This window comes from Saccharopolyspora rosea, from assembly GCF_025643595.1.
Classification (GTDB): Bacteria; Actinomycetota; Actinomycetes; order Mycobacteriales; family Pseudonocardiaceae; genus Saccharopolyspora; species Saccharopolyspora rosea.
In genome coordinates this window covers 3,171,447-3,184,059 of sequence record NZ_CP102826.1, presented here as the reverse complement: position 1 = coordinate 3,184,059, position 12,613 = coordinate 3,171,447, and the positions used below count along the sequence as shown (strand labels likewise).

Annotated in this window: 8 protein-coding genes; 6 read left to right on the top strand and 2 right to left on the bottom strand. The window is 73.6% G+C overall.

Features of this window, described 5'->3' with window-relative positions; translation table 11 throughout:
• Position 1 precedes the first annotated feature (1 nt).
• The 5 genes from nirD (at position 2) to NV263_RS14745 (ending at position 6,994) form a co-directional block, all read left to right on the top strand.
• On the top strand, positions 2–325 hold the full coding sequence (gene nirD, locus NV263_RS14765) for a nitrite reductase small subunit NirD (RefSeq protein WP_263253844.1): 324 nt from the start codon (positions 2–4) through the stop codon (positions 323–325).
• On the top strand, positions 318–1,598 hold the full coding sequence (locus NV263_RS14760; RefSeq protein WP_263253843.1) for a uroporphyrinogen-III synthase: 1,281 nt from the start codon (positions 318–320) through the stop codon (positions 1,596–1,598). Before nirD ends, NV263_RS14760 begins: the two co-directional genes overlap by 8 nt.
• Positions 1,586–2,254, top strand: coding sequence for a sirohydrochlorin chelatase (locus NV263_RS14755; RefSeq protein ID WP_263253842.1), 669 nt, complete (start codon positions 1,586–1,588; stop codon positions 2,252–2,254). The genes NV263_RS14760 and NV263_RS14755 overlap by 13 nt, the downstream gene beginning before the upstream one ends.
• A 182-nt stretch (positions 2,255–2,436) precedes the next feature.
• Positions 2,437–2,688 carry a hypothetical protein gene (locus tag NV263_RS14750; RefSeq protein WP_263253841.1) on the top strand — a complete coding sequence of 84 codons (252 nt, stop codon included), beginning with the start codon at positions 2,437–2,439 and terminating at the stop codon, positions 2,686–2,688.
• Positions 2,689–2,701: 13 nt separating this feature from the next.
• Positions 2,702–6,994, top strand: coding sequence for a cation-translocating P-type ATPase (locus tag NV263_RS14745; RefSeq protein WP_263253840.1), 4,293 nt, complete (start codon positions 2,702–2,704; stop codon positions 6,992–6,994).
• A gap of 255 nt (positions 6,995–7,249) precedes the next feature.
• Here the strand turns inward: NV263_RS14745 and NV263_RS14740 are convergent, their stop codons facing one another.
• Complete coding sequence (locus tag NV263_RS14740) at positions 7,250–8,182, bottom strand: EamA family transporter (protein ID WP_263253838.1); 933 nt, start codon at positions 8,180–8,182, stop codon at positions 7,250–7,252.
• A 272-nt stretch (positions 8,183–8,454) separates the two neighbouring features.
• On the opposite strand from NV263_RS14740, the gene acnA reads away from it, so the two are divergent.
• Positions 8,455–11,256 carry an aconitate hydratase AcnA gene (gene acnA, locus NV263_RS14735; RefSeq protein ID WP_263253837.1) on the top strand — a complete coding sequence of 934 codons (2,802 nt, stop codon included), beginning with the start codon at positions 8,455–8,457 and terminating at the stop codon, positions 11,254–11,256.
• Positions 11,257–11,349: 93 nt separating this feature from the next.
• Here acnA and NV263_RS14730 read toward each other — a convergent pair whose 3' ends face one another.
• Positions 11,350–12,567, bottom strand: coding sequence for an NAD(P)/FAD-dependent oxidoreductase (locus tag NV263_RS14730; protein ID WP_263253835.1), 1,218 nt, complete (start codon positions 12,565–12,567; stop codon positions 11,350–11,352).
• Positions 12,568–12,613 lie beyond the last annotated feature (46 nt).

Below are 12,613 nucleotides of genomic sequence, written 5' to 3'. Positions count from 1 at the left end.
CGTGACCTGGTACGAGATCTGCCGCTACGACCACCTGCAGCCCGAGTTCGGGATGTCCGCGCTGGTCGGCGACCGGGTGGTCGCGCTGTTCCGCACCCGCGACGACGAGCTGTTCGCGGTCGGCGGCGTCGACCCGTTCTGCGGCGCCGGGGTGATCAGCCGCGGCATCGTCGGCGACCGCGCCGGTGAACCCGTGGTCGCCTCGCCGATGCTCAAGCAGGTGTTCTCGCTGCGCACCGGCCGGTGCCTGGACGCTCCCGAAGCGGGTCTGCCGGTGTACCCGGTGCGCCGCCGCGACGAGGTGGTCGAGGTCGCCGTTGGTTGACGGTCGCGAACTCGCCGGATTCACGGTCGCGGTCACCGCGGCACGGCGCGCCGACGAGCTGGCCAGCCTGCTGGAACGTCGCGGCGCGCAGGTCGTGCACGGGCCGGCGCTGCGGATCGTGCCGCTGTCCGACGACACCGAACTGCGCCGGGCGAGCCGGGAATGCATCGCCGATCCGCCCGACGTGGTGGTGGCGACCACCGGGATCGGTTTCCGCGGCTGGATCGAGGCGGCCGAGGGCTGGGGCGTGGGCGGTGAGCTGCGGGAGGCGCTGGGGTCGGCGCGGCTGCTGGCGCGCGGACCGAAAGCCCGCGGCGCGGTCCGGGCCGCGGGCCTGCCCGATCCGTGGTCCCCGGCGTCGGAATCCTCGGCCGAGCTGCTGGAACATTTGCACTCCCTCCCGTCGCCCGACCACCACCCCCCAACGAGGCGCTCCGCGCCGCAAACCACCCCACCGTCGCCCGACCACCACCCCCCAACGAGGCGCTCCGCGCCGCAAACCACCCCACCGTCGCCCGACCCACGGAGGCGCTCCGCGCCGGAGTCCCCGCTGGCCGGCCGCCGAGTCGCGGTCCAGCTGCACGGCCGCCCGCTGCCGGACTTCGTCGAGGCGCTGCGCCTGGCCGGGGCGCACGTGATCGAGGTCCCGGTCTACCGCTGGACCGATCCGGCCGACCCGTCCGCGCTGGAGAACCTGCTGTCGTCGGTGTGCGCGGGCGAGGTCGACGCGGTGACGTTCACCAGCGCCCCGGCAGCGGCGAGCCTGCTGTCCCGGGCCGCCGACCGCGGTCGGCTGGCCGAGCTGGTGGCCGCGCTGCGCGGCCCGGTGCTCAGCGCGTGCGTCGGTCCGGTCACCCACCGCCCGCTCGCCGAGCACGCGATCCCGGCCGTGGTGCCCTCGCGCTACCGGCTCGGCGCGCTCGTGCGCGCGCTGTGCGAGGCGCTGCCCGACCGGTGCCCGCTGTTGCCGGTGGGCGGGCACCGGTTGCAGCTGCGCGGGCACGCCGCCGTCGTGGACGGCGCGCTCAAATCCCTGTCGCCGCAGGGGAAAGCGCTGCTGAGGGCGCTCGCCGACCGGCCCGGCAGGGTGGTGTCGCGACGGGAGCTGGCCGACGCGCTCGGCGGGCGCGACGTGGACGAGCACGCCGTCGAGCAGGCGGTGGCCCGGCTGCGGGCCTCGCTCGGCGAACCCGGGCTCGTGCAGACCGTGATCAAACGCGGCTACCGGTTACCGCTGGAACCGATGGGAGACACCCCGCTATGCCGACCGTGACGCTGCTGCTGGTCGCCCACGGCACCCGCGACCCCGCCGGCCCCGCGGTCGTCGAACGCATCGCCGCGGCGACCGGGGCCCGGCTGGGCATCCCCACCCGGGTGTCCTACGTGGACGTCATCGGGCCCGGGGTCGCCGAGGCGCTGGAGGCGATGCCGGGCCCGGTGGTCGCGCTTCCGGCGTTCCTGGCCGCCGGGTACCACGTGCGCTGCGACCTGCCCGAGCAGATCGCCGCGACCGGCCGCACCGACGTGGCGGTGTGCCCGCCGCTGGGTCCGGCTCCAGAGCTCGCCGCGGCGATGGCGGACCGGCTCCGGGCCGCGGGCTGGCGGCCCGGGGACCGGGTGGTGTTCGCCGCGGCGGGCTCGTCCGACGAGCGGGCGCTGGCCGACGTGCGCGGCGCCGCGGCGCTGCTCGCCCGGTGCTGCGGTCAGCCGCTGGCACCCAGCTACGTCACGACGGCCCGGCCGCGGACCGAGGAGGTCTGCGCCGGCGAACGCGCGTTCGTCGCCCCGTACCTGCTGGCCCCGGGCCTGTTCCACCGGCGCCTGGCCGCGCTCCCGGCCACCGTCGCCGACCCGATCGGCGACCACCCCGCCGTCATCGACCTCGTCGCCCGAAGGGTGCGCACCGTTGTGGAGCGGACCGCGGCTTGATGCCCTGATCGACTGAGTCCAATACGGCCGAACGGCGTAACGTGGGGGGTCTCCGTGAAAGGGGGACGCCATGGCCACGACCACGACCGGGGGGCGGGCGGCAACGCGGTGGACGGACGCGCAGCCGCACGGGTGGTGCCGAGAAGACGACCTCCACCCAACAGCGTGGTGACGGCCCAACGGTGCACCTTCCGTTCGTCACCGCCCAGTTCCACGCGCCCCACCTCCGGATGCCCGACCAGAAGGACCTGACGTCGGCGGCGGATGCGGTGCGCGAGCGGCTCCCGTCCCGCGACCAGGCCCTGTTCTACGGCGCCTTGGCGGCCGGAGCCGCGTTCAGCCTGATCGAATGGCCGGTGGCGCTGGCGATCGGGGCCGGCAACGCGCTGGTCCAACGCCACCTGCACGAGCAGCAGCACAGCGGGTCGGCCTGACGGAGGCGCGCTGATGGTGCTGGGTCGGCTGCTGTCCCAGGCCGCGGAGGTGGCCGGCCCGGTGCTCCAAGCGGCCCGCGGCCTGGCCAGGCCGTGGCACGGCTCGGGCCGCACGCACCTGCGGGTGCGCGGCGTGCACCGGCCCGGCACCGAAGCCGCCGCGCGCGACCTCGAACAACGGCTGCTGGCGCTGGAGGGGGTGCGCAGCGTCGAGACCAACGCGGCGCTGGGCCGGGTCGTGGTCGAACACGACCCGACGACCCTCGGGACGGCGGCGCTGGCCGGGGTGATCGCGAAGATCGAGGGCGAGTACGGGCTCGACGACGCCGAGCACTCCCCGGCGGGGCGCATGCATCCGGCCAACGCGGAAATCCTGGTGCGCGACGTCGGTGCGCTCGGCGCGAGCCTGCTGAGCGTGGGCTACGCCGCGCTGGGCTCGCTGGTGCCGGTCCGGATCCCGCTGGTCCCGGCGGTGGCCTCGCTGTCGGACTCGGTGCCGTGGTTGCGGTCCGGCCTGGAGAAGACCCTCGGACGTGCCACGACCGACGCGGTGCTGTCGCTGGGCGGGGCGTTGTCGCAGGGCCTCGCCGAAGGCCCGCTGGCCGCGGTCACCGACGCCTGCGGCCGGTTCTGCATCTCCCGCGAAGCCATCGCCCGGCACCAGGCGTGGTTGCAGTGGGCCGGCACCGCCCCCGCCGGGGCGCACACCAGCTCCCCGATCGACGCGCGACCGCGTCCCGTGCCGCTGCCGGGCGGCCCGGTCGAGCGGGTCGCCAACACCTCCGGTGGCCTCGCGTTCGGCGGGTACGCCGCCCTGCTGGCGGCCACCCGCAGTCCGCGCCGCGCGTTGGCCGCGTTGCAGGCGGCCACCCCCAGGCCCGCGAAGGCGGGTCGGGAGGCGTTCGCCGCCCAGCTGGACACCGCGCTGTCGGCCCGGGGCGTGCTGGTCCTGCAGCCCGACGCGCTGCGGCGGCTCGACCGGGTCGACACGGTGGTGGTCGACCCGCGCGCCCTGCTGACCGGACGGCGCGTGATCGACGAGGTGATCCCGCTCGACGACGGCGACACCTCGCAGCTGTACGCGCGGGCGTCCGAGGTCGTCGATCTCCAGGACCCCGGGCGGGAGCGCGCTCGCGGCCAGTGGTCGGCGCGCCCGCCGCCGGAGGTGGCGCTGTCCGCCGAGGCCCGCGCCACCGCGGCGGAACGGGCCGATCGGGGCGGTGACGTCGTCGTGCTGTGCCACCGGTCGAGGCCGGTGGCCTTGGCGGTGGTCGTCGACGAGATCGACCCGCTGGCCGAAGCGCTGGTGACCGCCGCCGGAGGCGTCGGATCGGTGGTGCTGGGCGGCCGTGCCGGGCAGCTGGACCGCAGGCTGGGTGTCGAGCGCGTCGTGCCCGGCGGCGACCGGCTGGCTCGCTCGGTGCGGGCGTTGCAGCGCGACGGCGCCGTGGTCGCCGTGGTGGCCTCCCGGGCGCACGCCGCGCTGACCGCCGCCGACGTCGGAATCGGGGTGTCCGAGCGGAGCTCCTGGGGTGCCGATGTGCACTGCCCGAGCCCGGTGACCGCGCACCTGCTGCTCGCCGCGGTCGAGCAGGCGCGCACCGCCAGCCGGTACGCGGCGTCGCTGTCGGTGGCGGGTTCGTGCCTGGGCGCGTTGCTGGCCGTCCTCGGTCCGGCCCGCGGCGCACCGGGGCGCACCTCGTTCCCGGTGCACACCGCGACGCTGTTCGCGCTGGGCACCGGTACCTGGCTGGGCATGCGGGCGGCCAAGCGCGCTCCCCCGGTGCCCGCGGAACGCGCGCCGTGGCACGCGATGCCCACCTCGTCGGTGCTGTCCCTGCTGGACTCCGACGAGCGCGGCCTGAGCGCGTCGCAGGCCGGGCGCCGGCGCGCCCCCGAGGAACAGCGGACGCGCACCGGGCTCGTCGCCGCGACGGTGGAGAACCTGGCGGGGCCGATGACCCCGGTGCTGGGCGCCGGGGCCGCGGTGTCCGCCGTGCTGGGATCGGCGACCGACGCGCTGCTGATCGGCGGTGTCCTGGTGTTCAGCGCCCTCATCGACGGCGCGCAGCGGGTCCGCGCGGACCGCGAGCTGGCGGCGCTGCTGGAAGCCGGGCAGCTGCGAGTCCGGCTGCGCCGCCGGGGTCGCACCACCTCGGTGCCCGCCGACGATCTGGTCGAGGGCGACATCATCGAGCTGCGCGCCGGGGACGGTGTGCCTGCCGACTGCCGGGTGCTGTCCGCCGAGGCGCTGGAAGTCGACGAGTCGAGTCTGACCGGCGAGTCCGAACCGGTCACCAAGACCGCCGAGGCGACCGTCGCGGCGGCGGTCGCCGACCGCACCTGCATGCTCTACCGGGGCACCGCCGTCGCCTCCGGCTCGGCGACGGCGGTGGTCGTCGCGGTCGGCGCGAACACCGAAATCGGCCGCACAGCACGGGAATTCGGCGGCGGCGCGGCCGCGACCGGCGGCGTCGAGGCGCGGCTGTCGCAGCTGACCGGGCAGGTCCTACCGCTGGCGCTGGGCGCGGGCGCGATGCTGCTGGTGGTCGACCTGCTGCGCGCCGCCCCCATCGGGCAGAGCGTGGCCCGCTCCGTGGGACTGGCCGTGGCGGCCGTGCCCGAGGGGCTGCCGTTCGTCGCGCGCATCGCCGAACTCGCCGCGGCGCGGCGGCTTTCGCAGCGCGGGGTGCTGGTGCGCACCCCGTCCACGGTGGAAGCGCTGGGACGCGTGGACATGCTCTGCTTCGACAAGACCGGAACCCTCACGCAGGGCCGGATCAGCCTGCGCCGGGTCTCCGACGGCCGCACCGATCAGTCCACATCGGACCTCGATCCGCAGCACCGGGAGGTGCTGGCGGCCGCGGTGCGGGCCAGTCCGCGGCCGAGCGGTGACCGGCCGCCGCCGCACCTGACCGATCGCGCGGTGCTCGACGGAGCCGAGGCGGTCGAGGTCCGGGCGGACCGGCCGGCCGACGACGAGCTGCCCTTCGAACCGTCGCGGGGGTTCCACGCGGTGCGCAGCGGGAACCTGTTGTCGGTCAAGGGCGCTCCCGAGGTGGTCCTGCAGCGGTGCCGCCGGTGGCGGCTGCCGGACGGGGTGCTCGCCTTCGACGCGGATGCGCGGGCTCGGGTCGACGCGGAGATCGAACGCCTCGCGATGCGCGGGTACCGCCTGCTGGCCGTGGCCGAGCGCGAGGTCACCGGCCGCGGCGAACTCGACGAGTCCGATGTGGACGATCTGGACCTGGTGGGGCTGCTCTGCCTGGCGGACCCGGTGCATCCCGCGGCCGCCGAGTCGGTCGCCCGGCTGCGGCGCTCCGGCGTGGACGTGGTGATGATCACCGGCGACCACCCGAGCACCGCCGAGGCCATCGCCACCGAACTGGAGATGGTGGACGGGAGCCGGGTGATGACCGGCACCGAACTCGACGCCCTCGACGACGACCAGCTGACCGGCGAACTGCCGAAGATCTCGGTGTTCGCCCGCGTCAGCCCCGCGCAGAAGGCGCGGATCGTGCGCTGCCTGCGCGCCGCCGGTCGCGTCGTGGCGATGACCGGGGACGGCGCCAACGACGTGCCCGCGATCGGCCTGGCGCACGTGGGCATCGCGTTCGGTTCGCGCGCGACCTCCGCGGCCCGCGAAGCCGCCGACCTGCTCGTCTCCAACGACCGGATCGAGACGCTGACCGAGGGCATCGTCGAGGGGCGGGGCATGTGGGCCTCGGTGCGCGACGCGCTGTCGATCCTGCTCGGCGGCAATCTCGGCGAGATCGGCTACTCGCTGGGCGCCGGGCTGCTCAGCTCCGGCGCCGCGCTGAACCCGCGCCAGCTGCTGGTGGTCAACATGCTCACCGACGTGCTCCCCGCGAGTGCGATCGCGGTCAGCCCGCCGCCGGGGCGCAGCCCGGAACAGCTGCTCGCCGAGGGGCCCGACGTCTCGCTGGGGCAGGCCCTGGCGCGCGACGTGTACGTGCGCGCCACGGCCACGGCGGGCGCCGCCGGGCTGGCGTGGCTGCTGTCGCGCCCGACCGCCACCGCGGGCCAGGCGCGCACCGCCGGACTGGTCGCGCTGGTGTCCGCGCAGCTCGCGCAGACCGTCGCGATGCGCGGACGCACTCCGCTGGTGCTGGTGGCCACGGCGGGCTCGGTGCTGTTGCTGGGCGTGCTGGTGCAGACACCCGGAGTCAGCACCTTCTTCGGCAGCAGCCCGCTGTGGCCGCACCACTGGGGCATCGCGCTCGGCTGCGCCGCCGCCGCGGCCCTGGGCGTGCTCGGCTGGCAGTGGTGGACCGGCCGGGCCTGAGCCCGCGGAGTTCGTCGTCGGTTCATCCGCGGGCAACCCGGACACCACGTCCGACACACCCGAACGGCTCAGTCTGTTGCTCCGGAAGCAGCACCGACCCACGGGAGAGGTTCCGATGCCCGAGTTCGCCGCCGCCGTTCTGACCGGAGTGCTCGTCACGCTCGTCGAGAAGCTGGTGGTGCACCTGGTGAAGACCGCCGTCGCGCACGCGACCGCCTGACCCCGCACTGCCGAACCCGCGGTTCTCCGCCGAGCTCAGACCCCGCTCAGCTCGGCGGACGGGGCGGTGGAGGGGGCGGCGCGCTGGGCGACGTAGGCGCCGATGAGGATCAGGGCGCCGCCGAGCAGCTGCCAGGGCCCGAGCCCCTCGCCGAGCAGCGCCCAGGACAGCACGGTGGCGATCACCGGTTCCAGGAACGCCACCGCTCCGGCCACCTGCGGCGACAGGAGCCGCACCGCGACGATGCCGCTCAGGTAGGCCAGCACCGTGCTCAGCACGACGATCCAGTCGACCGCCACCAGGGCCGGGATCTGGTGCCCGGCCATCTCCACGCCGCCGACCAGCAGCGACCAGTCCATCTCCCAGGGGCGCGCGACGACCGTCACCACGGCCGCTCCGAGCAGCAGGCCGTAGGAGGTCAGGCCCATCGGGTGGACGTCCGCACCGGAGTCCGACAGCAGGAAGTACGCCGTCTCGCACAGCGCCGCACCCAGCGCGAACGCGAGCCCGACCGGGTCGAAACCCAGCCCCGACCACAACTCGACCACGAAGACCAGCCCGACGACCGCGAGCACCACCCCCACCGCGGCGGTCGGCGTCACCGGCGCGCGCCGGACGAACCGGATCCAGCCCAGCACCAGCACCGGGCCCAGGAACTCGATCAGCAACGCCACCCCGACCGGGACGGTGGCGATCGCCGCGAAGTAGCACACCTGCACCCCGGCGATGGGGAACAACCCGTAGCCCACCAACAACTTCGGCGCCCGGCGCAGCACCCGCGCGTGGCGCAGCGCGAACGGCAGCATGAGCACCGCGCCCCCGGCCAGTCGCAGCCAGGCCACGTGCAGCGGCGTCAGCCCGGCGGTGATCAGCGGTTTGGCGAACGGCCCGGAGCCGCCGAAGCAGAACGCGGAGGCCACCGCCACGGCCACCCCGGTGGTCTTGGTGTTGTCGACGAGCTTGCGCACCGGCCCATCTCATCACGCACCGCACCGGCTTTCGGTACCGGCGTGCCAGTCCCCTCGCCTCCCGCGGAAAAGCGGAGCCCCACCCCGGAAACTTCCGCGGTTTTGCACGTCCCGGAACATGTGATCGCGAGTTTGGCGACCCTCAGTTGAGCACGTTTGCAGGACAAGCGTACTGTTACCTGTGAGACCCGGGTCCACGCGCACGCTCGGCCGACGTGCGCGAGACTCGCAACCGTTCCCGGACTTGCGCCCGTCGCGAGATGGAGTTGAACGTGACTGCACCTGCGAGCAAGGACAGCTTCGGTGCCCGCGGCACGCTGACGGTCGGCGACGCCTCCTACGAGGTGTTCCGCCTCAGCGCCGTCGACGGCGCCCAGCGGCTGCCCTACAGCCTCAAGATCCTGCTGGAGAACCTGCTGCGCACCGAGGACGGTGCCAACATCACCGCCGAGCACGTGCGCGCCCTGGCGAACTGGGACCCCAGGGCCGAGCCCTCGACGGAGATCCAGTTCACCCCGGCGCGGGTGATCATGCAGGACTTCACCGGCGTTCCGTGCGTGGTCGACCTGGCCACCATGCGCGAGGCCGTCGCCGAACTCGGCGGCGACACCTCCAAGGTCAACCCGCTGGCCCCGGCCGAGCTGGTCATCGACCACTCGGTGATCATCGACGTGTTCGGCAAGCCGGACGCCTTCGAGCGCAACGTCGAGTTCGAGTACGGCCGCAACAAGGAGCGCTACCAGTTCCTGCGCTGGGGCCAGGGCGCCTTCCAGGAGTTCAAGGTCGTCCCGCCCGGCACCGGCATCGTGCACCAGGTCAACATCGAGCACCTGGCCCGCACCGTGATGGCGCGCAACGGGCAGGCGTACCCGGACAGCTGCGTGGGCACCGACTCGCACACCACCATGGTCAACGGCCTGGGCGTGCTGGGCTGGGGCGTCGGCGGCATCGAGGCCGAGGCCGCGATGCTCGGCCAGCCGGTGTCGATGCTCATCCCGCGCGTGGTCGGCTTCAAGCTCACCGGTGAGATCCCGCCCGGCGCCACCGCCACCGACGTCGTGCTCACGATCACCGAGATGCTGCGCAAGCACGGCGTGGTCGGCAAGTTCGTCGAGTTCTACGGCTCCGGTGTGGCCTCGGTGCCGCTGGCCAACCGCGCCACCATCGGCAACATGAGCCCGGAGTTCGGCTCCACCTGCGCGATCTTCCCGATCGACGAGGAGACCATCCGCTACCTGCAGCTGACCGGCCGCTCCGCCGAGCAGGTCGCGCTGGTCGAGTCCTACGCGAAAGAGCAAGGTCTGTGGCACGACCCGAGCCACGAGCCGGAGTACTCCGAGTACCTGGAACTGGACCTGTCCACCGTGGTCCCGTCCATCGCGGGCCCGAAGCGGCCGCAGGACCGCATCGCGCTGTCCGAGGCCAAGCCGTCGTTCCGCAAGTCGCTGACCGACTACGTCCAGCCGACCACCACCGACGACGCCGCGCTGGACGAGGCCGGTGAGGAGTCCTTCCCGGCCAGCGACGCGCCGTCGGTCAGCGCCCACGCGGTGCCCGAGGTCGCCTCGGCCGCCAACGGCTCCAGGGGCCGCATCTCCAAGCCGGTCAAGGTGTCCTCCGAGGAGCTGGGCGAGTTCGAGCTCGACCACGGTGCCGTGGTGATCGCCTCGATCACCTCCTGCACCAACACCTCCAACCCGTCGGTGATGCTCGGCGCGGCCCTGCTGGCCCGCAACGCCGTCAGCAAGGGCCTGACCCGCAAGCCGTGGGTGAAGACCTCGATGGCGCCGGGTTCGCAGGTCGTGACCGACTACTACGAGAAGGCCGGTCTGTGGCCGTACCTGGAGAAGCTGGGCTTCCACCTGGTCGGCTACGGCTGCACCACCTGCATCGGCAACTCCGGCCCGCTGCCGGAGGACATCTCCAAGGCGGTGCAGGACAACGACCTGTCGGTGGTCTCGGTGCTGTCCGGCAACCGCAACTTCGAGGGCCGGATCAACCCCGACGTCAAGATGAACTACCTGGCGTCGCCGCCGCTGGTCATCGCCTACGCGCTGGCCGGGTCGATGGACTTCGACTTCGACAACGACGCGCTGGGCACCGACACCGACGGCAATCCCGTCTACCTGCGCGACATCTGGCCGTCGCCGCAGGAGGTCCAGGAGGTCATCGACTCCGCGATCACGCAGGAGATGTTCACCAAGGACTACTCCGACGTGTTCACCGGCGACGAGCGGTGGCGCTCGCTGCCCACCCCGGAGGGCGAGACCTTCGACTGGGACCCGAACTCCACCTACGTGCGCAAGCCCCCGTACTTCGAGGGCATGGGCATGGAGCCGGAGCCGGTCGAGGACATCTCCGGTGCCCGCGTGCTGGCGCTGCTCGGTGACTCGGTGACCACCGACCACATCTCCCCGGCCGGTGCGATCAAGCCCGACTCGCCGGCGGGCCGGTACCTCACCGAGCACGGCATCGAGCGCAAGGACTTCAACTCCTACGGCTCCCGCCGCGGCAACCACGAGGTGATGATCCGGGGCACCTTCGCCAACATCCGGCTGCGCAACCTGCTGCTGGACGACGTGCAGGGCGGCTACACCCGCGACTTCACCCAGGACGGCGGCCCGCAGGCGGCGATCTACGACGCCGCGCAGAACTACGCCGCGAACGGCACCCCGCTGGTGGTGCTGGGCGGCAAGGAGTACGGCTCCGGTTCGTCGCGCGACTGGGCCGCCAAGGGCACCCGCCTGCTCGGGGTGCGCGCCGTCATCGCCGAGTCCTTCGAGCGCATCCACCGCTCGAACCTCATCGGCATGGGCGTCATCCCGCTGCAGTTCCCGGAGGGCTCCTCGGCCAAGCTGCTCGGCCTGGACGGCACCGAGACCTACGACATCACCGGCATCACCGCCCTGAACCAGGGCGAGACGCCGCGCACCGTCAAGGTCACCGCGACCAGGGCGGACGGGTCCACTGTGGAGTTCGACGCCACGGTCCGCATCGACACCCCCGGTGAGGCCGACTACTACCGCAACGGCGGCATCCTGCAGTACGTGCTGCGCAAGATGATCCGCTCCTGATCCCCCGCCGATCCGGCGGGCAACCTACGAACGGGGCCGGTGCGCCACAAGCGCACCGGCCCCGTTCTCCGTCGACGGCCGGGCGTTCCCGCCCTACCGACCCCGGCTGTAGGACTTGAGGTCGAACGACGGATCCGCGGCCTGCTCCGGGTCCAGCGGGGCCTCGGCGGTCAGCAGCCGGCGCACCGCCATGTGGTCGGCGGCGCGGCTGACCGACTCGGCACCGAGCAAGCGCTTGCCGCGGTAGCAGAAGACGCTGAACCGGCCCTCGTCGACGTCACCGCGCACGATGGTGCGGTCGTGGCCGGTGGTCAGCCCCGCGATCTGGAGCTTCGCCGAGCCCTGGTCGCTCCAGAACCACGGCACCGCCGCGTAGGCGCGCGCGTTGCCGGTGAGCGATGCCGAGACGCAGCGGGCCTGGTCGATGGCGTTCTGCACCGACTCCAGGCGCACCGGCGCGTCGGCGTGCGGGGTCGGGAAGCGGGCGCAGTCGCCGATCGCCGAGATCGCCGGGTCGCAGGTGCGCAGGTGCTCGTCGACGACGACGCCGTCGTCGACCGCGAGCCCGGCCTGCTCGGCGAGCTCGGTGTTGGGGCGCACGCCGATCGCGACGACGACGAGGTCGGCCTCGATCCGGGAGCCGTCGGTGGTCTCCACGCCCGTCGCGCGCTCCTCGCCGAGCACCCGGGCGACTCCGGTGCCCAGCAGGAGGCGGACTCCCCGGGAGCTGTGCAACCGGGCGAAGAACTCCGACGTGGGCTCGCTGACCACTCGCGACAGCACGCGCGGCTTCGCCTCGACGACGGTGACCGCCACTCCGGCGTCCCGGGCCACCGAGGCGAATTCCAGGCCGATGAACCCGGCGCCGACCACCACGACGTCGCGCACCGACGACAGCCGGTCGCGCAGCACGTCGGCCTCGGCGACGGTGCGCAACCCCACCACACCCGGCAGGTCCGCCCCGGGCACCGGCAGCGGCCGGTTGCACGCCCCCAGCGCCAGGACGAGGTGGTCGTAGTCGACGTCCCCGGAATCCAGCCGCACGCGCCGGGCGGCGCGGTCGATGCCGGTGATGCGGTGGCCGGTGACCAGCTCGATGCCGTTGTCGGCGAAGAACTCCTGCCCGCGCAGCCGCACACCGTCCGCGGTGACGTGGCCGCTGAGGTAGGTCTTGGACAGCGGTGGCCGCTGGTACGGCAATCCCGGTTCGTCGCCGACCAGGACCACGCGCCCGTCGAACCCGTCCTGCCGCAAGCCCGCCGCGGTCTGGTACCCGGCCTGCCCGGCTCCGGCGATCACCACGGTCGCCATGCCGACCTCCTCCCGACGATCTTCGCCGAGCCTACCGGCACCGCGC

Bases quoted from the DNA above. Each gene is read 5' to 3' on its own strand.
- NV263_RS14755 (WP_263253842.1), top strand. From the start codon at position 1,586: ATGCCGACCGTGACGCTGCTGCTGGTCGCCCACGGCACCCGCGACCCC.
- NV263_RS14745 (WP_263253840.1), top strand. From the start codon at position 2,702: ATGGTGCTGGGTCGGCTGCTGTCCCAGGCCGCGGAGGTGGCCGGCCCG.
- NV263_RS14730 (WP_263253835.1), bottom strand. From the start codon at position 12,567: ATGGCGACCGTGGTGATCGCCGGAGCCGGGCAGGCCGGGTACCAGACC.